Origin of the sequence: Lawsonella sp., assembly GCF_011525565.1 — a bacterium.
Taxonomy (GTDB): domain Bacteria; phylum Actinomycetota; class Actinomycetes; order Mycobacteriales; family Mycobacteriaceae; genus Lawsonella; species Lawsonella clevelandensis_A.
Genome location: NZ_WVRS01000014.1, coordinates 20,787 through 44,342 on the forward strand (window position 1 = coordinate 20,787; position 23,556 = coordinate 44,342).

General features: G+C 53.7%; 22 protein-coding genes and 1 tRNA gene. 11 read left to right on the plus strand and 12 right to left on the minus strand.

The window, feature by feature from the left end:
- Positions 1-70: 70 nt before the first annotated feature.
- Complete coding sequence (locus tag QZV76_RS06575; RefSeq protein ID WP_290599170.1) at positions 71-1,051, plus strand: ADP-ribosylglycohydrolase family protein; 981 nt, start codon at positions 71-73, stop codon at positions 1,049-1,051.
- On the opposite strand, the gene QZV76_RS06580 is transcribed toward QZV76_RS06575, so the two are convergent.
- Positions 1,016-1,942 carry an A/G-specific adenine glycosylase gene (locus QZV76_RS06580; RefSeq protein WP_290599172.1) on the minus strand — a complete coding sequence of 309 codons (927 nt, stop codon included), beginning with the start codon at positions 1,940-1,942 and terminating at the stop codon, positions 1,016-1,018. The genes QZV76_RS06575 and QZV76_RS06580 overlap by 36 nt on opposite strands.
- 73 nt (positions 1,943-2,015) lie before the next feature.
- Here QZV76_RS06580 and QZV76_RS06585 point away from each other — a divergent pair, with 73 nt between their 5' ends.
- From QZV76_RS06585 to rlmB, 6 genes are all read left to right on the plus strand, one after another.
- Positions 2,016-2,870: a hypothetical protein gene (locus QZV76_RS06585; protein WP_290599173.1), complete on the plus strand. Its 855-nt coding sequence runs from the start codon at positions 2,016-2,018 to the stop codon at positions 2,868-2,870.
- An 86-nt stretch (positions 2,871-2,956) separates the two neighbouring features.
- Positions 2,957-3,517, plus strand: a complete 561-nt coding sequence (locus QZV76_RS06590) for a CarD family transcriptional regulator (RefSeq protein WP_290599174.1) — start codon at positions 2,957-2,959, stop codon at positions 3,515-3,517.
- 44 nt (positions 3,518-3,561) lie between these two features.
- Positions 3,562-4,317 carry a 2-C-methyl-D-erythritol 4-phosphate cytidylyltransferase gene (ispD, locus tag QZV76_RS06595; RefSeq protein ID WP_290599175.1) on the plus strand — a complete coding sequence of 252 codons (756 nt, stop codon included), beginning with the start codon at positions 3,562-3,564 and terminating at the stop codon, positions 4,315-4,317.
- A gap of 6 nt (positions 4,318-4,323) precedes the next feature.
- The gene (ispF, locus tag QZV76_RS06600) at positions 4,324-4,914 is read left to right on the plus strand and encodes a 2-C-methyl-D-erythritol 2,4-cyclodiphosphate synthase (RefSeq protein WP_290599177.1); all 591 of its coding nucleotides are present in this window, start codon (positions 4,324-4,326) and stop codon (positions 4,912-4,914) included.
- Positions 4,915-4,993: 79 nt separating this feature from the next.
- Positions 4,994-6,409, plus strand: a complete 1,416-nt coding sequence (cysS, locus tag QZV76_RS06605; RefSeq protein ID WP_290599178.1) for a cysteine--tRNA ligase — start codon at positions 4,994-4,996, stop codon at positions 6,407-6,409.
- Positions 6,409-7,368, plus strand: a complete 960-nt coding sequence (gene rlmB / locus QZV76_RS06610; protein ID WP_290599179.1) for a 23S rRNA (guanosine(2251)-2'-O)-methyltransferase RlmB — start codon at positions 6,409-6,411, stop codon at positions 7,366-7,368. The genes cysS and rlmB overlap by 1 nt, the downstream gene beginning before the upstream one ends.
- Before the next feature lie 73 nt (positions 7,369-7,441).
- Here the strand turns inward: rlmB and QZV76_RS06615 are convergent, their stop codons facing one another.
- The 3 genes from QZV76_RS06615 to QZV76_RS06625 all read right to left on the minus strand — a co-directional run bounded on the left by QZV76_RS06615 (position 7,442) and on the right by QZV76_RS06625 (position 10,308).
- Complete coding sequence (locus QZV76_RS06615; protein ID WP_290599180.1) at positions 7,442-8,287, minus strand: metal ABC transporter permease; 846 nt, start codon at positions 8,285-8,287, stop codon at positions 7,442-7,444.
- Positions 8,280-9,113, minus strand: a complete 834-nt coding sequence (locus tag QZV76_RS06620) for an ATP-binding cassette domain-containing protein (protein WP_290599181.1) — start codon at positions 9,111-9,113, stop codon at positions 8,280-8,282. The genes QZV76_RS06615 and QZV76_RS06620 overlap by 8 nt, the downstream gene beginning before the upstream one ends.
- A 181-nt stretch (positions 9,114-9,294) precedes the next feature.
- Positions 9,295-10,308, minus strand: a complete 1,014-nt coding sequence (locus QZV76_RS06625) for a zinc ABC transporter substrate-binding protein (protein WP_290599182.1) — start codon at positions 10,306-10,308, stop codon at positions 9,295-9,297.
- Positions 10,309-10,611: 303 nt separating this feature from the next.
- Between QZV76_RS06625 and QZV76_RS06630 the strand changes: the two genes are divergently transcribed.
- Positions 10,612-11,691, plus strand: a complete 1,080-nt coding sequence (locus QZV76_RS06630; protein WP_290599184.1) for a LacI family DNA-binding transcriptional regulator — start codon at positions 10,612-10,614, stop codon at positions 11,689-11,691.
- A gap of 9 nt (positions 11,692-11,700) precedes the next feature.
- On the opposite strand, the gene otsB is transcribed toward QZV76_RS06630, so the two are convergent.
- The 5 genes from otsB to QZV76_RS06655 form a co-directional block, all read right to left on the minus strand.
- Entirely contained in the window at positions 11,701-14,298 is a 2,598-nt protein-coding gene (gene otsB, locus QZV76_RS06635) for a trehalose-phosphatase (protein WP_290599185.1), read from the minus strand.
- Positions 14,299-14,386: 88 nt separating this feature from the next.
- Positions 14,387-15,229, minus strand: coding sequence for a hypothetical protein (locus tag QZV76_RS06640; RefSeq protein ID WP_290599187.1), 843 nt, complete (start codon positions 15,227-15,229; stop codon positions 14,387-14,389).
- A gap of 183 nt (positions 15,230-15,412) precedes the next feature.
- A complete protein-coding gene (locus QZV76_RS06645; RefSeq protein ID WP_290599189.1) occupies positions 15,413-16,090 on the minus strand; it encodes a helix-turn-helix domain-containing protein in 678 nt (225 codons plus the stop codon).
- 4 nt (positions 16,091-16,094) lie between these two features.
- On the minus strand, positions 16,095-17,648 hold the full coding sequence (locus QZV76_RS06650) for a trehalose-6-phosphate synthase (protein ID WP_290599191.1): 1,554 nt from the start codon (positions 17,646-17,648) through the stop codon (positions 16,095-16,097).
- Between the two features lie 2 nt (positions 17,649-17,650).
- On the minus strand, positions 17,651-17,824 hold the full coding sequence (locus QZV76_RS06655) for a hypothetical protein (protein WP_290599193.1): 174 nt from the start codon (positions 17,822-17,824) through the stop codon (positions 17,651-17,653).
- Positions 17,825-17,955: 131 nt separating this feature from the next.
- Here QZV76_RS06655 and QZV76_RS06660 point away from each other — a divergent pair.
- Positions 17,956-18,031, plus strand: a tRNA-Thr gene (locus tag QZV76_RS06660).
- A 119-nt stretch (positions 18,032-18,150) separates the two neighbouring features.
- On the opposite strand, the gene QZV76_RS06665 is transcribed toward QZV76_RS06660, so the two are convergent.
- Together QZV76_RS06665 and QZV76_RS06670 are read right to left on the minus strand one after the other, a co-directional pair.
- The gene (locus QZV76_RS06665) at positions 18,151-18,906 is read right to left on the minus strand and encodes a hypothetical protein (protein ID WP_290599194.1); all 756 of its coding nucleotides are present in this window, start codon (positions 18,904-18,906) and stop codon (positions 18,151-18,153) included.
- Between the two features lie 229 nt (positions 18,907-19,135).
- Positions 19,136-20,488, minus strand: a complete 1,353-nt coding sequence (locus tag QZV76_RS06670) for a family 1 glycosylhydrolase (RefSeq protein ID WP_290599196.1) — start codon at positions 20,486-20,488, stop codon at positions 19,136-19,138.
- A gap of 237 nt (positions 20,489-20,725) precedes the next feature.
- On the opposite strand from QZV76_RS06670, the gene QZV76_RS06675 reads away from it, so the two are divergent.
- On the plus strand, positions 20,726-21,517 hold the full coding sequence (locus QZV76_RS06675) for a response regulator transcription factor (protein ID WP_290599197.1): 792 nt from the start codon (positions 20,726-20,728) through the stop codon (positions 21,515-21,517).
- On the plus strand, positions 21,492-23,090 hold the full coding sequence (locus QZV76_RS06680) for a HAMP domain-containing sensor histidine kinase (RefSeq protein ID WP_290599198.1): 1,599 nt from the start codon (positions 21,492-21,494) through the stop codon (positions 23,088-23,090). The genes QZV76_RS06675 and QZV76_RS06680 overlap by 26 nt, the downstream gene beginning before the upstream one ends.
- Here the strand turns inward: QZV76_RS06680 and QZV76_RS06685 are convergent.
- The gene (locus tag QZV76_RS06685) at positions 23,087-23,521 is read right to left on the minus strand and encodes an HIT family protein (RefSeq protein ID WP_290599199.1); all 435 of its coding nucleotides are present in this window, start codon (positions 23,519-23,521) and stop codon (positions 23,087-23,089) included. The genes QZV76_RS06680 and QZV76_RS06685 overlap by 4 nt on opposite strands.
- Positions 23,522-23,556: the final 35 nt, after the last annotated feature.

Here is a 23,556-nt window from a genome sequence, read left to right on the forward strand (position 1 = left end):
GGACACAGCCGGTGTGGAATCAGGCTGTGGTGCTATGGGGCATTGCTGGGTTATTTACTGAGAGGTTTATATGCTGGATAACTCCATCCGCGATCGAGCTCTAGGCGCTATTGTAGGAGCGGCAGTAGGTGACGCTTTAGGCGCATCCTACGAATTCTTAACCGCCTCCGAAATTGCCAGCCAGGGAGACATTACGATGCGGCCAGGTTGGAGCACGGCAAAAGAATCCTCCCAGGACACCCGCACTGCAGGTGAGTGGACAGACGATACCGCCATGAGCACCGTCATTTTGCAGACGGCCGCCACGCATCACGAGTTATTGTCGACTGCTGCCCTGGACAGTATTGCAGCTGGTTTTCAAGACTGGGCGGACACGAACCCAGCCACTATAGGGACGCAAACAAAACAGGTCTTGCACATGAGCCATGCACGTACTGCCGATGCACTCTTGCGGGACTCAAAGCATCTTCCGGGAACCCGTAAAGGTGGTAACGGTTCACTTATGCGTACAGCTCCAGTGGCCCTCGCCTACCTGGGGGAGGGGAAGGGGGCTGACGCCGTTGAAGCCGCAGGAATGATCTCCGACCTCACCCACTATGACCTGCGTGCCCGGCAGGCCTGCCGGTTATGGACACTAGGTATTCGCCACGCCATTCTGGTGGGCACAGTACAGGGTGTACTGTCCTACCTGCAGAATTATGCTGAGCCGGAAGAGCAGCGTTTCTGGGTGAAACACTTCCAGGCAGCTGAGCAAGCAGATATTGCCGACCACGTAGAAACTAATGGGTGGGTAGTAGATGCGCTTGTTTGTGCATGGCATGCCATTGCCACCACCCCGGGACGTGGCAGTGAACACTTCCGCGGAGCTATCCAGAAGGCCGTCAGCCTGGACCATGATACTGACACAGTGGCGTGCATTGCGGGTGCTTTACTGGGCGCGTGTTGGGGAGCGTCTGCTATCCCCACCGAGTGGGTTTCGTGCCTGCATGGTTATCCGGGATGGACAGCCGCAGATCTAGAGCGTCTCGTTGACGAAGTGCTCGCCGGCTAGACCATAATAGCCATGCGCAGAACACTCCATTAGGCCATCGCTTAGCAGGGACTGTAAAGCGCGTTCGCGCTGTGTATCATCTGGCCATACAACGTCGAGGGCGGTCTTTTCCACCCCTCCAGAGTGCTCCCGCACAACATCTAGAAGCAGACCGCGAACTTGTCGGTCAGTACCAGTGAATTTTTGTGGTTTTGGGCGTGCCCCGTGGGTCGCAGTGTCCCATACGGGTTGTCCAGCCGCTACCCAGGCACAGGAATCAGCCAGAATACACTCTGTACAATGGGGGTGACGTGCCGTGCAGACGAGTGCCCCAAATTCCATTAATGCTGCGGAGAAGCGGGCGCCAGTAGCACGATCTGCAGGGAGTAGGGCGGATACTTCCGCCAAGTCCGCTTTTTCCCTAGGTTTTCCCTGGTCTGGGTGGCCATGGTCAACGCGTGCCACAACGCGCCGCACATTGGTATCCACCACAGAAACATTGTGCCCATAGGCAAAGCAGGCCACTGCGTGGGCAGTGTAAGACCCCACCCCGGGCAGTGATAATAACGTGTCAATATCCTGCGGAACGATATCGTTGTGGCAGGTGGCAAGCGTGCGTGCACACTCTTGTAGGCGAAGTGCACGCCGCGGGTAACCAAGTTTTCCCCAGGCCCGCACCACCTCCGCAGAACTTTCTTGTGCTAGATTGTGGGGTTTTGGCCAGCGTGTCATCCATTCTTTCCATACTGGTTCTACGCGGGTCATGGGGGTTTGTTGGCTCATTACTTCGGAGACCAATACTCCCCACGCGGATACGTCAGGTGCACGCCAGGGGAAGGGGCGGCGGGCGCCGTCAAACCACTGGAGGAGACGGTGGTGGGCATCAGAAGTAGCGAGATAACTGGCTGTCACTTGCCCAGTCTAAGACACAAGGGGGGAATGAGCAGCCAGCGTCCCTATTTTTGGTTATCGTGAGAGGGTGAGTATGGAACAACACGATTACCGCGATCAGCAAGGTCAACTACCACCCGAGATTTATCGACGGCGTCGTCTAGTGGCCATCATTGCTATTGTTATCGTCGTTATCCTTATCGTGTGGGGTATCGTGGCGGCCGTCACCAAGCATAAAGATGGTAAAGACGATGCCGGTTCCTCTACCGTAACCTCAACGTCTACCGTGGCGGAGAAAGACTCTAACGCTGCCGATTGTTCCTCCGACGATCTGCAGATTGAGGCACAAGTGGGTCGCCCGAATGTGGCCCAGGGAAATGATCTTCCACTCATTATGAAGATCACGAATAAATCCAAGAAATCATGCAAGGCTGAGATGGGGGCAGCCCACCAGCGCTATGAGATTTACACGATAAAAGCGAATCGCCCAGTGTGGAAATCAGAGATCTGCTACACCTCCGCGGAGGATCGAAAAGAAGTCCTTGCCCCCAATGAGAGTCGCCGTTTCACCGTGAGTTGGGAAGGTACCCGTCAAAATTCTGATGGGAACTGTTCCGCCCAGGCAGCAGCAGTTGTTCCTGGTGCGTACAAGCTGTACACACTGTTAGACAGCGAAATGGGCGAACCTGCCACGTTTAACGTTCTCCCCGCAGGAGAAGATGATTCTGCCGGAACTGACGAAGATGAGTCGAGTACCACTCCGTCGTCCCAAGCGGAATACGGTACAGAGCAGGGTACAGGACAAGGTACGGAGCAACAGAAGCAGAGCTCGAAGAAGAGTACAGCGAAGAGTTCAACTACACAGAAATCCCCTGTTCATTCCTCTAAAAAGAAGAATAAATCGCACACCATGCGCGGCAAATCCCAAAGTAAACGGCATAGTGAATAGTACGTGCTGGTAGCATGTAAACCTATCCTGAAAAGTCCAGGTCAGACTCATGCTAGAATGGGGCGGTTGAAAGGGGAATACACCACATGGAATTTAACGTCGGAGACGTTGTCGTCTACCCCCATCATGGGGCGGCCCAAATTGTCGATATCGAAACTCGCACTCTTAAAGGAGAGCCAACAGAATACTTGGTTCTTCATATTCAGCAGTCCGATCTCGTTGTGAGGGTTCCGCGGAAGAATGTTGAGGAAGTAGGCGTTCGCGACGTCGTCGATGCAGAAGGCTTGAAACGAGTCTTTGAAGTATTGTGTACTCCCCATGTTGAAGAACCAACGAACTGGTCTCGCCGTTACAAGGCTAACCAGGAGAAACTGGCGTCTGGCGACGTGAATAAGGTTGCAGAAGTAGTGCGTGATCTCTGGCGGCGCGAGCAGGATCGTGGCTTGTCAGCTGGGGAAAAGCGAATGCTGTCAAAGGCACGCCAGGTACTCGTTGGCGAACTGGCTCTCGCGGAAGGCTCCAAAGACACTGATCGTGATGAGCGAATTGACGCTCTTCTGGAAGAAGCTGAACGTGAGCGTAAAGCTGCTGCGGAAGCCGCACGAGAAGAAGCTAACAGCAACAGTAAAAGCAAGAGTAAAAAATAAAAGCAAGTAGTGGGGGAGCCCCTCGTGTGGAGGAGAGGAATTTTATGGTTGAGTCTGCATCAGACCGAAAAGATGGAAAAGTAGTAGCCATTGTTGCTGCTGCTGGAGTCGGCCACCGATTGGGTGCTAGCCTCCCCAAAGCATTCGTTACTGTTGGCGATCACACGCTGCTAGAACACGCCCTGCTGCGTATTGATGCCAGCCATGTTGTGGATGAAATTATCATCATGGCGGCTTTTGATATGTGTGCCACCGCGCAGGAACAAGCCCAGGGTCTCAACCTCGCCACACCTGTGCGAGTATTCCCCGGTGGTGAACTCCGCTCCGACTCTATCTATGAGGGGCTGAAGTACATCATGCGGGATGATCCGGAAGAAACTATCGGCATTGTCCTTGTCCACGATGCTGCCCGGTGCTTCGCCCCCGCAGAGCTCTTCTCCACTGTGACGGAAAGAGTACGTACCATCATGTCCCAGAACGTGGCAGCCGGGGTCGTTCCCGCCCTTCCCGTTGTGGACACCATCAAAATGGTGGATAGTTCGGGCAATGTTCTGGGAACGCCAGATCGTACTCGTTTACGCCGGGTACAAACCCCGCAGGGTTTTGACGCGAAACTGTTATGGACGCTGCACCAGGAGGCCCGCAAAGAGGGACTCTCGACCACGGATGACGCTGCCCTTTTGGAGAAGTTCCAGTTTGGTGTCGCTACTGTGCCCGGGGACGAGAAAGCCCTCAAGATTACTACCCCCACCGATTTACGCCTCGCCCAATTCATTATGGAAGAGGATGCTGAAGGATAAACGCACATGGAGACTGCGAATTGGCGCAATTTCTTCCCCCGCGTTGGCGTCGGCACTGATGCCCACCAAATAGGAGCCGACCGCGAATGCTGGATGGCCGGGCTGCATTTCCCAGACGATAAGGGATGTATTGGCCACTCCGATGCAGACGTGGTGGTTCATGCGCTTATTGATGCACTCCTCTCCGCGGCAGGTATTGGGGATCTCGGGACCATTTTTGGAGTTGGTCGTCCCGAATACGACGACGTGACAGGGGAACGTCTCCTCACAGAAACCCGTGAACTCCTTGCCGATAGTGGCTGGGTAGTTCTGAATGCCACCGTACAGATGGTGGGCAATCGTCCGAAAATGGGGCCGCGCCGTCTGGAAGCCGAACACGTCCTTACCGAATTACTGGGGGCACCGGTCTCTGTCCTTGCAACATCGACCGATGGGCTAGGTTTTGCGGGGCGCGGTGAAGGTATTGGTGCTGTTGCTACCGCTCTTGTTATGCCCGCCGACTACGCCCAAGCCGTGTCGCAGGTTATTGCAGACAATCTAGGCATGGACCTAGGTATGGACTTGGGTGAGGGCGTGAGCACGTCACTTGACGAATAGGGACATGGAATAAAACCCATGGCGGGATAAATACGGTAGAAAGTATCGTAAAAGCGTACTTTCCTCTAGAATCAAGCGCGTGACCTTGCGACTTTATGACACTGCTAGCCGATCCATCCGCGACTTCGTCCCCGTAAAACCGGGGCATGTTTCCATCTACCTCTGTGGGGCAACACCGCAGACTTACCCCCACATTGGGCATGTACGCTCCGGTGTAGCATTCGACATTCTGCGTCGCTGGTTCCTCGCCAAAGGTAACGATGTTGCCTTCGTCCGCAACATTACCGACATTGATGACAAGATCCTCACCAAAGCCGCCGAGAATGGCCGCCCCTGGTGGGAATGGGTCTCCACGTTTGAGCGCGAATTCACCAAAGCCTACGACATGCTTGGTGTACTACCCCCCTCCGCGGAACCGCGTGCGACAGGGCACGTCACCCAAATGGTGGAGTACATTCAACGCATTATTGATGAGGGGTACGCCTACCCCGCTGATGGCAACGTGTACTTCAATCTTGCTAAGTGGTCTAAGGATCCCAAGGGGGACTACGGGTGCCTTTCCGGCCAGAAGATTGAGGACATGGAGGAAGGCGACTCCGCCGGCACAGGTAAACGCTCCCCGCTAGACTTCGCTCTCTGGAAGGTCGCAAAACCGGGCGAACCCAGCTGGCCCACCCCCTGGGGGCCGGGACGCCCCGGCTGGCATATTGAATGCTCCGTCATGTCCACCACCTATCTCGGCTCTGAGTTTGATATTCACTGTGGCGGACTGGATCTGCAATTCCCGCACCACGAAAATGAGATTGCGCAGGCGCATGGTGCCGGCGATGGTTTTGCCCACTACTGGCTCCACAACGGCTGGGTGACTCTCTCTGGCGAAAAGATGAGTAAATCCCTTGGCAATACTCTCTCCATTCCCAATATGTTGGAGAAGGTTCGCCCCGTAGAACTACGGTACTACCTGGGATCTGCCAACTACCGCAGTATGCTGGAATACTCCGAAGAGGCTCTTCAAGAAGCGGCCACAGGCTATCGCCGCATTGAGGACTTCCTCCATCGCATTGTCACCCGCACTGGTAGTGAACCCGAAAAAACAATGTGGACTGACGTTTTCGAGAATGCTCTCGATGATGATTTAGGTGTCCCCGCTGCACTAGCAGAAATACACACCCAAGTCCGCGCCGGCAACGCCGCCCTAGAATCCGGCGACCAGAACCGTGCCCGCGACATTGCTGGAACTGTCCGCGCCATGGCCGATGTGCTCGGCATCGACCCACTGTCTGACCAGTGGCGCGACGCCGATAACTCCGCCAACGCAAAAGCTATGGATGCTCTCGATGTTTTGGTAGGTGCCGAATTGGAGCGTCGTGCCGAGGCACGGGCGGAAAAGAATTGGGCGGTCGCCGACGACGTGCGCGATCGTCTTAATGAGGCAGGTATTGCTATTACCGATACAGCAGCTGGCCCCGAGTGGTCGTTACAGGAGGAGAACTAATGGCAGGAAATTCAGGTCGCCGCGGCGCTGTCCGCCGCGCCGGCACGAAAAAAGGCCAAGTAAAGGGCTCCGGCGGACAAGGGCGACGCGCCCGTCGGGGACGCGGCGCCACTCCCAAGGCACAAGACCGCCACTGGTATGCGGAAAAGCAAGAACGGGTTGCCCGTAAACGTCAAACGGGGCAACGCCACAGTAACGTCAAGACACGCGACCTGCCAGAAATGGTGCTGGGTCGTAACCCCGTCGTAGAGTGCCTCCGTGCGGACGTCCCCGCCACTGCACTCTACATTGCCCAAGGAACCAGCAACGATGATCGCCTAACTGAAGCGATCAACACCGCTAAGGCCGCCGGGCTGCCTATTCAGGAAGTATCCCGTAAGGAACTTGACCGGCTTTCCGAAAACGGCATGCACCAGGGCATTGCTTTGGAGATTCCACCCTATAAATACGCGGACCCCTCCGAGCTGATCGACATCGCCCGCCAAAAAGGGGAAGCCCCCCTCATTGTCGTTCTCGACAACATTACCGACCCCCGCAATCTGGGCGCGGCAGTGCGCTCCACCGCCGCTTTTGGGGGACACGGCGTTGTTATCCCAGAACGCCGCAGTGCCTCCATGACGGCCGTCGCCTGGCGAACCTCCGCCGGGACTGCTGCCCGCCTGCGCGTCGCCCGCGCCACTAACCTCACCCACACCATACAGGCCTATGCGAAAGCCGGCTGCCAAATTGTTGGCCTGGATGCAGGCGGTGACGCCACCCTGGATAATTACGACGGCACCGGCCCCGTTGTTGTCGTCGTGGGATCCGAAGGGAAGGGCATTTCGCGGCTTGTCTCCGAGAATTGTGACACCATTATGTCCATTCCCATGGCTAGTGACGTCGAAAGCCTCAATGCGTCTGTGGCATGCGGTGTAGTACTCTCCGAGTTCGCCCGGCAGCGTCGCCTAAAAGCACAGTAAGGCACTACAGAAAAGTTGTAAGAGCGCGTTCGCTAGGCCATAGGACGCTAGTGTGACCCTAGATTTCTGACCCCTAGGCTTTCTGTGGAATAGCCCGGCAGATGAGATAGATCAGGAAGCTCAAGAAGGTCACAAACACCGACATCGGCACACCCGGGGCCAGGGACAAGAGAATTCCGCCCACCGCGGAAATCTCCGCAAATACTACCGAGAGTAGAACAGCCATGCCGGGGCGTTTCGTCACCTGGAGAGCGGCCGCGCCGGGCGTCACCAGCAGGTTAAGGACGAGTAGCGCTCCTACGATCTGCACACCCTCTGCGGAGACTAGGCCTACGAGCACTGCGAAGAGCCCGTTCACAAGACGTACAGGCACGCCGCGGGATTCAGCAACATAGTCATCTACTGAGGTGAAGAGAAGCGGGCGGCCAATAGCGAGCAGCGTTACTACTACGACGACCGTCACCACCACCAGGGTGGTGAGGTGGCTGTCGGAGACGCTCACAATCTGCCCGGTAAGAAGAGAGAACTGGCTTCCCGTACGACCTGGGTAGAGGTGGAGGAAGAGGACGGCTAGGCCAAGGCCGAAGGAGAGGACCACGCCGATAGTACTGTCCCGCTCGTGGGCTTTCTTCCCCATAATGCCGAAGAGAAGTGCGGCAATAACAGACCCAATAATTGCACCGACTCCCACCGAAGTTCCGAGGAGCAGGGCAGCAGCCGCACCTGTTAGGGCTAGTTCTGAGGTTCCGTGGACGGAGAAGGACATTTGCCGCATGACGATGAACGGCCCAATAAGTCCAGAGATAAGGCCCAAGAGTACTGCAGCGATAAGAGCGTGCTGCACAAATGTGTAGGTGAGGAGGTTGCTCGTCACCGACCAGTCGAAGAAGCCGGAGAAGAAACTGCTAAGTTCATGCATGGTGGTCGGCCTCCTGGTGGGGAGCATCTTCCGTTCCTACGACAACGATCTGGCCAGCTACGCGGGCGACAGTGATGGGGGAGTGGAAGAGCGCCGTCAGCGATTCAGTGGTCATGACGTCATCGACGGGGCCAATGCGGTAATCTCCCTCGGTAAGGTAGAGGACGCGATCCACGTAGGGGAGAACAGGGTTTATCTCATGGGTGATAAAGAGTACCGCCGTGTGATGGTCGCGGGCCTGCCGAGCAATTAACTCCACAATGCGTTTTTGCTGGGTGAGGTCGAGGCTTAGGAGCGGTTCATCGCAAAGGAGCAGGGTGGGGTTGGCGACGAGTGCTTGTGCGGCACGGATACGTTGTTGTTCGCCACCGGAGAGAGTGCCGACGGGGCGATCCGCGAAAGCCTGCGCGTCAACTTCATCAATGGCACGCTGTACTATTGCGCGATTCCTCCGCCGGGAGGCGAAGCTGGAGCAGCCCCACTTATGGCCATCAATACCTAGTTGGATAAGGTCCCGGCCACGCATGGGAAGATCTGCGTCAAGCGTGCGCTGCTGGGGAATGTAGCCCACAGAGGAGAGTCCTTTATGGACGGGTTCTCCGTTTACGAGGGCGCGGCCGCGGGTGAGCGAGGTAAGTCCTAGTATGGCGCGGAAAAGGGTACTTTTGCCGCAACCATTGGGTCCCAAAACAGCAATAAATTCGCCTGGTTGCACGTCTAAGGAAAGATCATTCCAGAGAGTGCGAGTTTTGGGGGCGCCCGGGTCAGGGTGACGGACGGGAACATCCATTCCGGCTTTATGAAGGCTAAGCACAGGTTGTGTCATGAGGCAGTCACAAGAAGAGGATTGAGGAGTGGGGGCCCGCAAACAATGCGGAACCCCCACTCGAGTTCAGTACGGTGCCGCTAGTTCATTAGTTCACTGATTCACCACTTCGGCATATCAGCACTTCAGTGATGGACTAGCGAGCACCGGTACAAGGAATGCACGTTACTCTTTGACGCTGCTACTTGACGTTGAGAGCGTCAGCAAGAGCGTTCGCATTGTCGAGCATCCAGGTGGTGTAATCCTTGTTTTCCGGCAGTGTTTCGGTGAGGTCCACGACGGGAACGTGGTGCTTTTCTGCCAGTTCACGCATGTCCTTTGTGGTGGAGTTAGCGTTTTGAGTGTTGTAGAGGAAAACGTCAGCCTTCTTGTGAATAATGCAGTCTCGCATTCCGGCTACCTGGAGAGCAGAGACATCATTGCCTTCCTCCATTGCTTCTGCGAAACCTTCAGGGGTGACGTCCTTCATGTCGGCTACGTTAACGAAGTGGACGGCGAGGGGTTCAGTTTGTAGGAAACGAGCGTGCGTGTGCTGCTTCTTGATCTTGTCGAGGACTGATTTCACCTTGTCGATGCGCTGATCAAAGGTTTTTTCATTGTCCTGATAACTGGTTTTATTGGAGGGGTCCAGGTCGCTCAGTTTCTTGGTAAGAGAGGATGCAACGTCTTTAGCAACGTCCATATTGTAGAAGACGTGCTCGTTGGGGCCTTCACCGTCGTGGTGGTGATGGTGGTGTCCCTCCTCATGAGCGTGCTCGTGTTCGTCTGTGCTCTCGTCGTCGTGCTTATCGGTGTCCTTGGCGTCGGGGGCGTCTTTGAGGAAGCTGTAAGCGGTGATGACGTTCTTCTGGTCATGGTCGGCCAGAGCGTTGACGGCGAATTCGTCGTAGCCGCCGCCGTTGACAATAGCGATATCGGCATCTTTGAGCGTGGCAATATCGTTAGGGCTGGCTTCGTAGGAGTGTGGGTCGGCTGAGGGGTCTTTGATGATGGAGTGGACAGTAGCTTTATCTCCGGCAATAGCTTTCGCAATGGAGCCATAGACATTAGTACTGGCAACAATGTTGATTCCGTCAGCGTCATGTGATGAGGAGTCATTATTGCAGGCTGTGAGGCCTCCCAATCCCACTGCGGTGGTGAGGGCGAGGAGTCCTGCTGCAAGCCGGCGTTTCAGGTTGGACAGATGACCAGACATGAGGTTCCTTTCCAAGAAAGTTTGCATCTTAATGGTAAGTTTCAGAACGATGTTCAACTAATGCACGTTGTTTTATATCTGGCGATTTGTCTCGTACACAGCGAAAAAATACTTTTCAGCATGGCAACAAGTATGTGACGTGACATAATTTTATTATTAAGTGATGGGTACTACTCCTTTTTCCCGTTTTTCTTCGTGTTTTAGCTTTTTCGGCTATCAACACGCTAGGCCTTATTCGCTAGTGAGAGTGCTTTACCTTTAGAATCGATCCAGCAGACGAAATACACCAGGAACAGTGAAACTATGCCTAAGTCCAAGCCAAAACGTGCTACCCTCGCCTCCCTTGCAGAAGAACTCAATGTTTCCCGCACGACTGTTTCCAATGCCTATAATCGACCCGATCAGCTCTCGGAAGATCTACGCACCCGTATCCTGGAAACAGCAAAGCGCTTGGGCTACCCCGGCCCGGATCCCGTTGCCCGTTCCCTAAGAACGCGCAGAGCAGGCGCAATAGGACTCCTCCTCACAGAGGAACTCGCCTTCGCAGTACGCGACCCCGCCGCCGCACAATTCCTCTCCGGACTCGCCGAAGCGTGCGGTAAGCACGAAAGTGGCCTTACCCTTATCCCCGCATCAGAAGTGGGCGATTCCAACCACGCCGCTAACGTTGTCCACCAGGCTAGCGTCGATGGTTTCGTCATTTACTCCGTTGCAGAAGAAGACCCTTACCTAGAAGCCGTCATCGACCGCAATATCCCCACAGTGGTTGCGGACCAGCCAGCTGATTTACCTGGTATTCCCACTATTACAGTCAATGACTATTCCGCTATGAAAAAGCTGGCCGACCATCTTTTTGACGCGGGACATAAGAAAGTCACCATCCTGAGCATTCGTCTGAACCCGGTACGCCACAATGGCCCAGTTTCTCTTGACGATGCACAAAATGCGCGTATGCACGTTCAGGCCAACCGTATTAGCGCTGTCCTAGATTCCGCCGTGAGCCACGGTATTGACCCCAACGACATTCTTGTTCTAGAAAGTTTCGAGAACAATTACAGTTCCGGTGTTCAGTCTGCCCAAGAAGCTCTCGCTATGCGCCCAGAGACCACCGCATTGCTCTGCACCTCGGATGTTTTGGCACTCGGTGCTATGCAGTACGCGCACGGCCACAATATTTCCGTTCCCAACGATCTCACGATTACTGGGTTTGACGGTATTCCTGAAGCACTTGCACAAAAGTTCACAACTGTTGTGCAGCCGCTCAAAGAGAAGGGCTTGCGAGCCGGCGAACTCTTATTCGCCAGCGAAAACGGTCCGGTTCAATCCGAGAAGTTGGAGTGTGTCTTCCAACCCGGCGTTACCTCCGCGCCTCCGCGCCACTAACGTGCGCTACTAGTCTGCGCTATAGGCCATGCGGCGAGCGCGAGACCGGGAATCCTTACGGTGCTGCTTACGGTCCTTCCATGTGAAGTGTGCGTTTGCGTAGTGGTTGCGTTGCTCGCATAGGTAATCAAGGACGGCTGCTGCCTCCAGCTCGTTAGCAATACGATACTGTGCAGCAGTGTCTCCCTCTCCCACCTTCACCGTAATAATCTCTGTCTGTGGTGTGGTAATTCGTGCTGGTAGTCCAGTAAAAATATGCTCATCAGTAACGTCGTCTCCCAGGTACAGTATGGCGTCTGCGCCGGTGGGCCAACGGGCAGCAAGGGACGCTAAAGCAGCATCTTTTGTGGTATTAATAACCGCGAACTCGGAGACTTTCTTACCGCGTGTAAGAGTAACACCGGGAACGGCAGACAGTCGCTCTTCTAACTCCACAGTGCGTTTCTTCGCCTCATGAGGATCTTGAGCGGTGCGAGTGTGAAGAACGACGGCGTATTTCTTCTCCTCAATTGTTGCGCCGGGAATACTATCCGCGGTCTGGGTAACTTCTTCGATAAGACGTTTGAGAAGGTCCCGCTGGTGTTTCGTGAGCTCGTGGTCGCTATCCGATATTTCTGCCCCATGGGATCCCACAAGTGTGACATCACGCGTCACGGGGGCCACTTTTCGAAGTCCGGCAATATCGCGACCACTCACAATAGCGGCTTTTGTATGGGGGATAGTCGCCAGCGTATCCAGTGCTTCTAGAGAGCCGGGGATAGGTGCAGCTTTTCGAGGATTTCGGACAAGTGGCGCCAGCGTACCGTCAAAGTCTGTAGCAACCAGGAGATGCCGCTGCGTGGCAGCTTTATCCAGCGCATCCATTAATGAAGCAGGAATGGACTGGCGGGCATTCTTCAGTGCTTCCTCATCTTTTTCTGACGTTATTGTGTGGAAGCCGGGTGCCCAGAATGCCAGGATAATGGCGGTAATAACTTGTAGAGCTGCGAGCACAATAGACGACCACATTTGGCCATCGATGAAAGCATTTTGAGCATCGTTAATAAGCTGCCCGGCCAGCTGCTGCGTCATAGGGTTATGGGCCAGCGGCTCCGCGACTGCCTGCGCGCCGGCCAGACTGCCCGTAATAGCATCGTGGGCACTGGCTGCACTACCGGGTTGTCCCATTCCCATGTGTTCTGCCATGGCGAGGGTATCGCGGACGCGCCCCGCAATATCGTCAACGTTTCTGCTGTAGAAGGTGGTGAGTAGTGAACCGCTGAGGGCAATACCAAGTGCGGCACCAATCTCGCGGCCGGCATCGTTGACGGCAGAGGCAACACCATATTTCTTTTCCGGGGTTTGCAGCATGATAGCGGTGGTGGCGGGTGCTGCGGTGAGACCTAGGCCAGTGGCGAAAATCAGCATGTAGGCGGTGATGTACCCGTAGCTACTGTCGCGCGTTACCCAGATCATCATCAGGAGTGCACCAGCCAGAATAAGGTGCCCCACAACTAGCAGCCACTTTTGCCCAATCTTGCGAGTAGCCCAGATGGATAACAGGGCGAAGATAATACAGGGCGGTACCAGCGGAGCCATGCTAAAGGCGGACTTAATGGGGCTATATCCCTGCACAAGCTGCATGAACTGAACGAGGGTGTAGAAAACACCGAAGGTGGCAGCGAACTGTATAAGGAGGGAAAGAGCGCCGGAGCCAAACCCGCGGTTAGCGAACAGGCGAACGTCTAGCAGTGGGTGGTCGCACTTTAATTTCCACACGATAAAACCAGCGATAAATGCAATAGCGGTAATGAAGCAAACGATAATGCTGGGGCTTCCCCACCCCTCGGTGGGGGCTTCAATAAGTCCTAGAACGAGTAGTGCTATACCAACTGCGGATAGTACAGCGCCCAGGGGGTCAAAGCGGGGTGGGTTCTTTTCTTTACTTTCCTCAATGGTGAAAGAACAAATAGCAATAATGGCGGCAAGGATAGCCAGACCGACGAAGATGCCTTTCCAATTGGAGTGCAACAAAATAGCGCCAGATCCCACAAGACCCAGAACAGCACCCACACCGGCGCTAGCACCCCAGATAGCAATAGCAAGCGGTCGCTTCTGGCTGGGGACGCGGGACGCCAAAATGGAGAGGGTAGAGGGCATGACGAAGGCAGCACCAAAACCGGATACTGCGCGTCCAGCGATAAGTGTATTAGCACTATCGAACCAGATGGGGACAAGGCTCCCTAGTGTGAAGACAATAAGGCCGCCAATGAAAACACCTTTTCGGCCATAGCGATCCCCAATGGCGCCGGCGGGGAGTAGTAGACCTGCCAGGGTGAGGGTGTAGGCGTCAACAATCCAGGTAAGTTGGGACTGGCTGGCCCGCGTCGCTAAAGCGATATCGGGGAGCACAGTGTTGAGGGACGCCATTGCGGCCATCACCAAAACAACACCGAAACATGACACGACGAAGAGCCAGATATCGTCGCGTGTGAAGCTATCGGGGTGTCCGGTTCGGTAAAGCTCGCGAAGTTCCTCACGGTTGTGTGACCGTAGTTTTCGTGCGGCAGTTCGCTCTCGTTTAGCCTCAAGAATGATAGCTTCTTCTGGCGTATGAGATCGCTTCATGCTCGTCTTCTATCAGGATTAAATCATGAATATTTTCTAGTTATATCCAGGGTACCTAAGGATGACGAAGCCGGCTAGTATATTTTCTCTACCTGGAAAAACCGGGTAATTGTGCGGTAATTTTTGTCCGGGCAGGACATTCGGTACCTGTGACGTATGTTGCGTATGTACCCCACTTGGTGAAACTGATTTCCACCCACGTGCGTACACACGCATTGGGGTGTTGGCTGCTAAAAGCGGAGGAGCCGGCAAGGGCATCGCCCAGCTGCGAAAGCGCGTCTCCTCCCAGTGGAAGACGTGAACCGATAGTCGATATTTTTTCGCCAGTGTGCTTGTCGTGTAGTTGCACAGTTTGCTGACGGGTAAGGCTCACAACTATTACCAGGGGTCGCAGGGGACTGGCGTGGGGGTCACTCATATCGGGCACCCCGAGCGGTGCATACTTCGTATCTAAGTGAGTTTGCGGGAGAATGCTTCCCGGCTGAATGGCATCTGGTGCCTCTGGTGCTGTCGGTGAAGGGGACAGGTGACGTTGCGGTGTAGAAGTATGAGACGGTGTAGATACATCAGTGGGAGAAGTGGACGTGTCGTCTAGGGGCTGAGTGGTATCAGCCTCATCGGAGGTATCCTCCTCGCTGGAAGAAGATGTATCGGAAGCACCAGAATTAGCGGAAGCATTGGGGGACGATGTAACGGTGGTCGATGACGGCGTAGTGGAGTGTGCAGCAGTGTCCGTGGAGTCATGCGAACTGCAACCGCTAAGAAGAGTAGTCCCCATAAGCACAGTGGTGAAAAGACATATAAGAGTCTTTTGTGGCTTTCGCATCTTGTGTGTACTGCGAGCTGTATCGGCAGTAGTTATGTTGCGAACAAGAGCATCGTGAGAAGTGGTGGGGAGGGTGGTGAAGCGGTCGTGACGAGTGGGAAGCATGTGACTCCTGTGAGTAAAGGACTACACCACATCGTACCGAAGGTAACGCTTTTCAGCCGGTCTTCAGAAAAGATTCGTTACATAATCTATGTATGAAAATGGGGTTCTGTAGTTTCCTACAGAACCCCATACAAAACTTATACAGCACTGTTGCTATAGAAGGTGTTTTAGGAGGCGGCTATATCACTCGAAGAAACGTACACAACTAGTGCCGTCTTCATGCGTTGTCGCTGTGTAATTGTCACCATTACGTCCAGCGCCTTCTACTACTCCCCGAAGGACACCCGAGTGAATCTCTGAAAGGAGGTTACACCAAATCTTTTCTAAATCGAGGGGGCAACGACCCAGTGTGAGCGTATTGGTGGTGCTGTGCCAGCAGGCTTCAAATCCCCAATCTTGAGCTAACCGCAAGAGTTCAAGATAGAAAGGACGATCACTATCGAGGGTAGTGGCCAAGTATCGCCCCATTTTTTCACCCATCCGCCGTGCCTCTACCTCGGGGACGGGAGACGTTTCATCAAGATGGTCCAATAGCATCGCAATAAGCGCATGTGACGTGCGACGATCTGGAGATTCATCTTCTCCCGGAGGGGGCATGTAGGCAATAGCGGGGCGCCCACGACCAACATGCGGAACAGCCTTACGAATAAGAAGACCGTCGTCCACCAGTGAGGAGAGGTGATCCCTAATTGTATTGAGATGTAAATGGAGTTTAGTGGCGATCTCCCGCGGTTGCAGGGGCGAATCCGATTCTCTAATGGTGTCAAGAATCAGTCTGCGGCGTGGCGGAAGATCATTTTCAGCAGGGGCCTCGGAGCAGAAAGGATATCCTGGGCTCTGTGCTGCGCCAAGCTTGGCCATTAACCTAATCCTTCAATTGTGTGTTCACTTTAGGTGTTGAATTTTCCGGAAGAGCATTCAAGAATGAATGCGCCCACCGGTTAACATCGTGGGTAAGAACCTGGCGACGAAGCGCACGCATACGCCGACGGCGTTCCTCGTCAGAGTCCGTAAGTGCACTCATTATTGCATCTTTTACACCCTCGATGTCATAGGGGTTACACAGGTATGCAGCGCGTAGTTCACGTGCAGCACCAGTGAATTCGGATAGTACCAGAGCTCCGTTTCCGTTAGTAGTTGCGGCAACGTACTCTTTACAGACCAAATTCATGCCATCTTTCAGTGGTGTGACAAGCATGACATCTGCACTGCGGTAAAGCGCCAGCAGCTCCTCAAAACCAGCTGATTGGTGCAGGTAAGATATCACGGGCCTACCAACAGAACCGAACTCGCCATTAATACGGGCAACCTTTTCTTCAACACGTGAGCGTAATTCGCGGTAAGCGTCAACTCGCTCACGGCTAGGTGTGGCTAGCTGAACAAACACAAACTTTTCTGGATCAATACGACCCTCTTGAAGAAGCTGGTGCAGTGCCTCCAACCGAATTTCTATCCCCTTCGTGTAATCCAAACGGTCCACGCCTAAGGCCATTTTTTCGGGGTTACCAAGCGTTTGCCGCAATTCCCTACTGCGACGTCTAACACTTTGCTGCCGCGCCGTAGCGTTAAAGCGGGGTGAGTCAATAGAAATTGGGAAAGCACCTACACGCACGGAACGAAATTCATTGTCGCCAATAGGAACAGCAACTTCACCATAATGGCCAGGAGTATTAATTTGTCCCCTGGTAATAGCATGCTTGCGGCGCACAAAAGTAAGGCGTTGGAAGTTGACGGCGTCGTGGGGCAAGTGGAATCCCACAAGATCTGCGCCGAGCAGGCCATCAATAATTTCATCGCGCCAGGGTAGCTGGTCGAAGAGTTCTAGTGGGGGGAAGGGAATGTGCAGAAAGAACCCAATGCGAACATCGGGGCGTAGCTCACGCAGCATTTGCGGTACTAGCTGCAGCTGATAGTCGTTTACCCACACAATGCCGTTAGGGGCGGCTACTTCTGCAGCACGCTCTGCGAAGCGGCGGTTAACTTTTTGGTAGCTTCGCCACCAGTCCTCGCGATAGGTAGGGGGAACAATGCAGTTATGGTAGAGGGGCCACAGGGTATCGTTGGAAAAACCCTCATAGTAGTTCTGTACTTCATCCGCGCTAAGAGCTAACGGAACAACAGTTTTACCATCCTGTTCGAAAGGTTCAGGGGAGACGTCTGGGACGCCAGGCCACCCAATCCACGCACCGTGGTTTTTCTTGAGAATGGGCTCAAGAGCAGTAACTAGGCCACCGGGGCTACGCTTCCACTCTTGCGATCCATCTTTATTAGTGACGAGGTCGGTGGGAAGTCTGTTAGCAACAACAAGAAAATCTGCGCATTTAGTGGCATCGACGGTTTCTACAGCATTTTCTCCAGTGCTGACGCCAGAAGTAACCTGGTCGTCTTTATTAGGCTGACCGCCGCCAATGTCTGACATAGTCACTCCTCTGAGTCAGATAAACCTACTCCAAGCATGTTCATCAGTTCGAGACTTTGCTCAGGACTCTCTGCGTAGCCTGCTACGACACGACGCGCACGACGGGCAGTTTCCTCTTCCAGAGGACCGTAATTGTCGTGGTTAATACGCGTAATATCGCTAGTCTTCGGGGGCATAAAACATTTTCCTTAGATGAGTGTGTGATCAATTCCATAGTAGGTGAGGGCGCTCATTTTTCCCAGTACTAATGCTTGTGCAGATAAATTCCACCATTGGCGCCTTTATCCATTAGGATGGGATAAGCCCGGCTAGAGTGGCGCAATTGGTAGCGCATCCGACTTGTAATCGGAAGGTTGCGGGTTCAAGTCCCGTCTCTAGCTCCACCCTTATTTTTATTCCACGCAGTGCACACTTCGTACAGAGCATTCCGTACAGTGTATTTCATACAGTGCACAGACGAAGCCCTTCGCTAGCGGTTTTGCTAGCGTATTTGGCGTTGAGCTTATTCCGCTGTTGTTGTAGACGTTGCAGATGTACTTGCGGACGTGCTTGCGCTAGCACTGGGCGTAGTACTCGTCGTGGGCTTCTTCGACTGCTGATCGAAAAGCTTCTTGCACTCAGGAATCTTTTTAATGCTCTCGGTCGTTTTCTTATCCCCCATACCAATAGCAGTAGTAGCCTTCGAGGCGGCCTCGGAGTAGCGGTTGTACACCTTCTGGATAACGGCAGTAAGGTCCTCTAGCTCCTTTTGTGTAGTAATGGGGTGGCTACGGAGGTAAACAGCCCGTTCGCTAAGAGTCTTATCGCTTTCGCGCATAACATCGACAAGCTCTTGCAAGGTTTTCTTCTGGTTCTTGTTTCCGTACATCATGACGGAGCTGTTGTTAAGACGAAGAGCAGAGTCGCGGAAGTCAGCAGCCTCTCGTTCGAGGGTGGGGCTGAGGCGGTCTAGGTACTTTTCTGTGCTTTCGCCCTTCTTTACGGCGAAATTATTAAGGTCTGTGGCAATAGTGTCGTAACCTGGGCAGAATGTTGTCCAGAAACTATTAATCGAGCTTGCGGGGAGCTGTGCTTCTTGGGTTTCCTGTTTGTGCGGGTGGCTATCGACGAAAGTTGTGATAGCGAGGATCATAATAATGACGAGCCCGAAGGAAAGACCAGCAAAAATCTTTTTGCGGCGAGCAGAACGATACTCTGAAGATTCCTCTTGTGGAGCAGTCTCGTTGGAGTCGTCTTTGGGCTGTGTCGGGGTGGTCATAGTTCCTCGCTGATCGTAGATGCACAGATAAATGCACAGTAATTATATGCGTAAGTAATAGCGTTATTCACCTAAGCGATCCTCTGCAGTCCTCTGTGATCCTTTTCAGAAAGAGGCAAGAGGAAAAAGAGGAGGGTGGATAAACTCTTTCTGCAAGAGTCTACCCACCCTCCTATGCGGCGACAACACTGCTAAGCCATATCTACATGGCTATATGCCACAGGTGCTTTTATTTGAGGACTGCGCGCGGTCCGTCAACCTTCGGCGGGTTTACGCAGGAGCGAATACCCTCAGAAAGCGGGCAGAAGCGCAGTGGCGACTTCAGCTTGTAATCGCGTGGAGCACCGCCGGTGGCAGTAATCTTGCGGAATGTTGCAGGTCCGTTAGTAGGAATACGCTTCAAAGTGGGGTCGGTTAGCGCATTAACGGTGTAGAGACCGAAGCGGGAATCGTACTGTCCCCATTCGTAGTTATCGACAATGGACCAGTAGTTGTAGCCCACTACCGGATAGCCGTCAGCAACCGCACGCTGTACCCAGAACACGGTGTCATTCAGCCAGTCACCCTTGGTGAAGCCATCGGGGCGGTTTCCGTTGTAGCTGGGGATACCGGTTTCTACCATGTAAACAGGCTTGCCGGGGAATGCTGTGGAGAAGTGCTGGATGGCGAAGTAGATGCCTTCTGGCTGGGGATCGATCTTGTCGAACTTAGACGTTGCACCGTAAATGGCGGAGAGGTTGGAGAGGGCAACGGTGTAGTAGTAATCAATACCAACGAAGTCGAGTTCTTTTTCCACACGTTTGAAGAAGAATTGGTCCGCAATAGAGGTGACGAAAGGCAGGTAGGCCTCGTTGGAGCCAACGTGGGAGTGCTTATCGTATTTCTTGATAGTGCGGTAGGCAATTTTATGTGCTTCTTGCACATTCTTCATGAAGGGGATCATATCGGAGCGCTTAATGTTGCCGATTTCTACTTCGTGGCCGAAGAAGACGAGGGGCTCATTGAACGTGATCCACATGGTGCCATTGCCGCCGTAGCGCTTGGCAATGAAGTCTACGAAGTGTTCGTAGTCCTTCAAGGTCTCCTTGTTCATGAACTCACCTTGGTCCTGTACCCAGCCTGGGTAAACGTAGTGGACGGTGGTAATCATGGGAGTCATGCCCTTGCGACGCATGGTCTTGATGACGTCGTCGTAGTAGTGGATTTCTTTCCAGTTCCACTGCCCCTTCTTGGGCTCAATGCGAGACCACTCAATGGAGATACGGAAAGTGTTAAGCCCCATGGACTGTGCATTGCCAAGGTCTTCCTTGTAACGGTGACGGAAGTCCGTAGCGTTTTTAATGGGGTTGACCTTCTTCGGGTCTTTCTTGGATTCACGGTTGACATACCGCAGCCAGTTGCTGTCGTAGTTGCTACCTTCTACCTGGAATCCGGCGGTAGCAGAACCCCAGTGGAATTTACCCCATCCCTGGGTGACGCTGTTCTGTGCAGCTTCTGCAGGAGCTGCGGTAAGGGGGGCAGCGAGCATAGCCACGCTAGCGACGGCGGCGATGAGCTTACGAGAAAGCGAGTGCAGCTTCATATCGTTCCTTCGTTGATGACGTCAGATAGTTCTGGTGTTTGCACAAGTAGGTAGTAACTACCTAAATCTGACAACCTAGTAAAAACTTTAACGGTAAAGGATGGAGAAGGCGTGTGTATTTCCAGTAATTGCCAGTCCTCTGTTGCTTCCAGCAAATTTTCAGGAACGTTGTAGAAACTGTGCAGCTACTGTGGACACAATAGAAATATGAGTTTTGGAGACAAGCGAGACATCAGAATGACTAGTGGTACCAGTAGTACAGACAACAGTGCTACCAACGCTGTTAGCAGCGCTATTACTCCTGCTCATGCAGATGTTGGCGGTTTCCCCGACTACACCGGAACAAAAATTCTTGTTGTTGACGATGAACCATCAATAGTTGAGCTGCTAACCGTCAGCCTTAAATACCAGGGGTTTAAGGTGGCCGCGGCATCTTCCGGAGAAGAAGCTCTCACAGTGGCACAGCGCTTTCACCCCGATGCCTTCATCCTTGACATCATGATGCCCGGTATGGATGGATTCCGGTTGCTCTCCCGTCTCCGGGAAGCCGGGCATGACGGTCCCGTCCTCTTCCTCACCGCAAAAGACGCAATAGAAGACCGCGTCCACGGATTGACCTTGGGGGCAGATGACTACGTCACCAAGCCTTTTAGCTTGGAAGAAGTTATTGCCCGGCTACGAACAATTTTGCGGCGTAGTGATCGCAGTTCTTTTGGTCAACCCAGTAATCACCTCACGTTCGCCGATATTGAGCTAGATGACGACACCCACGAGGTGTGGAAGGCAGGGGAATTAGTTGAGCTGACCCCAACTGAGTTCGCCCTATTACGATATTTCATGGTGAACGCGGGGGTTGTGCTGTCTAAGGCACGCATCCTGGATAACGTGTGGGACTACGACTTTAATGGTGATGCCAATGTAGTGGAGTCCTACATTTCGTATCTGCGGAAAAAAATTGACACTGGTGACGTGAAATACCTGCACACCCTGCGCGGAGTTGGTTATGTCCTACGCGAACCACGCAAATGATTCCTATGATTCACCCGCGTATCCAACCCATAAGCGGGTACCCCTCGTTGCCCGACTGCCGCTGCGAATCTCCCTCACTATTGGGTGTCTTTTCCTGCTATTCCTTGGTGTTGTAGCGTCCAATATTTTTGTGGCAACAGCACAGTGGAAAACCAGCATGGATGCTATTTCTAGCGACCTCAATGATGCACGCTACGGGTGGGCAGCGCATCCAGAAGCTGTCCATTTTACGCAGTACGGATACAGTGATAGCTCCCGCGATATGCAGCACCACACCGACTCGCTGCATACAAGCGAGTGTCCCGAAGAGGAACTAGCGACTACGCCACCCTCTCATTTTTTCCTCTCCCTTTCCCTACCTAACGGCAGCACCGAAATCTATAACGACAATCGAACTGCCCCAGATATTTCCCATCTACCCGCTGATAATGCTATTCACCAGGTAAATTCTGTGGGAGACGGGCCTACGTGGCGCGCCATTAAATACCATGTTGATCTTGTCGTGGGGAGTGGCAGTGCAGGGGAAACACGTGTGGTACCAGGCGTTGCAACATTGGCGCTCCCCATGGGGGCGGCTCGACACGCGTTGCAGCGTCTTATCGTGGTACAAGTAGTGGTTGCACTTGTCGTTCTTACCCTGGCGGGGGGCCTTAGCTGGGTTTTGGTGGATACGGCCTTGACACCACTGCAAAAAGTAGAAGATGCCGCAGTCGATATTGCCACCGGGGATTATTCCCGTCGTGTTCCCCTGACTGGATATGACACTGAAGTGGAATCGTTGGGGTACACCTTCAACCACATGGCATCCCAAGTACAGGAGACTATTTCAGAACGGGCAGAATCGGAGCAACGTGCCCGGGCGAACGAAAACAGTATGCGGCAGTTTGTGGGAGACGCGTCGCATGAATTACGCACACCACTGACCGCTGTGCGAGGTTTTGCAGAGGCTGCCCGCATGGGAGCTATTGATACCGACATTGCCCTGTCGCGAATTACCGAAGAAAGTAGCCGTATGCAGGTACTTGTAGAAGACCTGCTACTCCTTACCCGTATTGATAACGGCACTCCTTTTGATCTTGCCGACATCAAGGAAATTAGCGTGGGATCTCTGCTGACCAGTGCCGTGGATGCGGCGCATGTTTCGTGGCCAGACCGCGATATTAGCCTTGTCCTATCTGAAGATGGCATTGTGGTGGGCGACGAAACACGACTCCGGCAAGTAGTGGATAATCTTATTGTGAATGCCGTACGGCACGCCGGGGAGAACGCCCAAATACGGGTGGGACTGCGCATAGACCATGAGCATGATAATGCTCTTATTATGGTGTCCGATAACGGTATTGGTATGGATGCCGACACCGCGTCACATGTTTTTGACCGCTTCTTCCGCGGCGACCACTCCCGCGCACGCGATACAGATGACCGCAGTGGCGGGCGTGGTTCTGGTTTGGGGCTCTCTATTGTGAAATCTCTAGTGGAAGCTCACCGCGGCACAGTGACAGTAGCTAGTAGCCCCGGGGCGGGAACACAGTTCGTTGTCACCTTGCCTCTGGCTGTAGAAAGTGACGATTAAGACAGCTTGGAACCGTCGCGCCAGTTCACACCTAATTCTGCTAGTGCAGTGCGAATTTTTTCAGCAGCGTCATCCATTTCCGCATCCGGGACATCATGGGCGGCTTTGCTGAAGTCATAGTCTGACATCTCCCATGCTGGGAAAATATGGACGTGAGTATGGGGAACGTCAAAACCTGCAATGATGTTTCCGGCACGTGGGGCATCCCACGCACGGCAGACTGCTTTACCAAGTAATTGTGAGACTTCAGACACGTGTGCCCATACGTCACTGGGGAGTTCCGTCCACTTATCTACCTCTTGGCGGGGGACGACTAGAGTGTGTCCAGGCTTCAGGGGTTCAATCGATAAAAAGGCCACTACCTGGTCATCTTTATAGACAAATCGACCGGGGAGGGTACCGTCGATAATCATGCTAAAAACAGATGTCATGCCCCTACCATACTCAGAAAGAGTTACTACCGGTT

Bases quoted from the DNA above. Each gene is read 5' to 3' on its own strand.
- rlmB (WP_290599179.1), top strand. From the start codon at position 6,409: ATGGCAGGAAATTCAGGTCGCCGCGGCGCTGTCCGCCGCGCCGGCACG.
- ispF (WP_290599177.1), top strand. From the start codon at position 4,324: ATGGAGACTGCGAATTGGCGCAATTTCTTCCCCCGCGTTGGCGTCGGC.
- QZV76_RS06685 (WP_290599199.1), bottom strand. From the start codon at position 23,521: ATGACATCTGTTTTTAGCATGATTATCGACGGTACCCTCCCCGGTCGA.
- QZV76_RS06655 (WP_290599193.1), bottom strand. From the start codon at position 17,824: ATGCCCCCGAAGACTAGCGATATTACGCGTATTAACCACGACAATTAC.
- QZV76_RS06630 (WP_290599184.1), top strand. From the start codon at position 10,612: ATGCCTAAGTCCAAGCCAAAACGTGCTACCCTCGCCTCCCTTGCAGAA.
- QZV76_RS06645 (WP_290599189.1), bottom strand. From the start codon at position 16,090: ATGGCCAAGCTTGGCGCAGCACAGAGCCCAGGATATCCTTTCTGCTCC.
- QZV76_RS06650 (WP_290599191.1), bottom strand. From the start codon at position 17,648: ATGTCAGACATTGGCGGCGGTCAGCCTAATAAAGACGACCAGGTTACT.
- QZV76_RS06575 (WP_290599170.1), top strand. From the start codon at position 71: ATGCTGGATAACTCCATCCGCGATCGAGCTCTAGGCGCTATTGTAGGA.
- QZV76_RS06680 (WP_290599198.1), top strand. From the start codon at position 21,492: ATGTCCTACGCGAACCACGCAAATGATTCCTATGATTCACCCGCGTAT.
- QZV76_RS06620 (WP_290599181.1), bottom strand. From the start codon at position 9,113: ATGACACAACCTGTGCTTAGCCTTCATAAAGCCGGAATGGATGTTCCC.
- ispD (WP_290599175.1), top strand. From the start codon at position 3,562: ATGGTTGAGTCTGCATCAGACCGAAAAGATGGAAAAGTAGTAGCCATT.
- QZV76_RS06675 (WP_290599197.1), top strand. From the start codon at position 20,726: ATGACTAGTGGTACCAGTAGTACAGACAACAGTGCTACCAACGCTGTT.
- QZV76_RS06640 (WP_290599187.1), bottom strand. From the start codon at position 15,229: ATGCTTCCCACTCGTCACGACCGCTTCACCACCCTCCCCACCACTTCT.
- QZV76_RS06590 (WP_290599174.1), top strand. From the start codon at position 2,957: ATGGAATTTAACGTCGGAGACGTTGTCGTCTACCCCCATCATGGGGCG.
- QZV76_RS06665 (WP_290599194.1), bottom strand. From the start codon at position 18,906: ATGACCACCCCGACACAGCCCAAAGACGACTCCAACGAGACTGCTCCA.
- QZV76_RS06625 (WP_290599182.1), bottom strand. From the start codon at position 10,308: ATGTCTGGTCATCTGTCCAACCTGAAACGCCGGCTTGCAGCAGGACTC.
- QZV76_RS06670 (WP_290599196.1), bottom strand. From the start codon at position 20,488: ATGAAGCTGCACTCGCTTTCTCGTAAGCTCATCGCCGCCGTCGCTAGC.
- QZV76_RS06585 (WP_290599173.1), top strand. From the start codon at position 2,016: ATGGAACAACACGATTACCGCGATCAGCAAGGTCAACTACCACCCGAG.
- otsB (WP_290599185.1), bottom strand. From the start codon at position 14,298: ATGAAGCGATCTCATACGCCAGAAGAAGCTATCATTCTTGAGGCTAAA.
- QZV76_RS06615 (WP_290599180.1), bottom strand. From the start codon at position 8,287: ATGCATGAACTTAGCAGTTTCTTCTCCGGCTTCTTCGACTGGTCGGTG.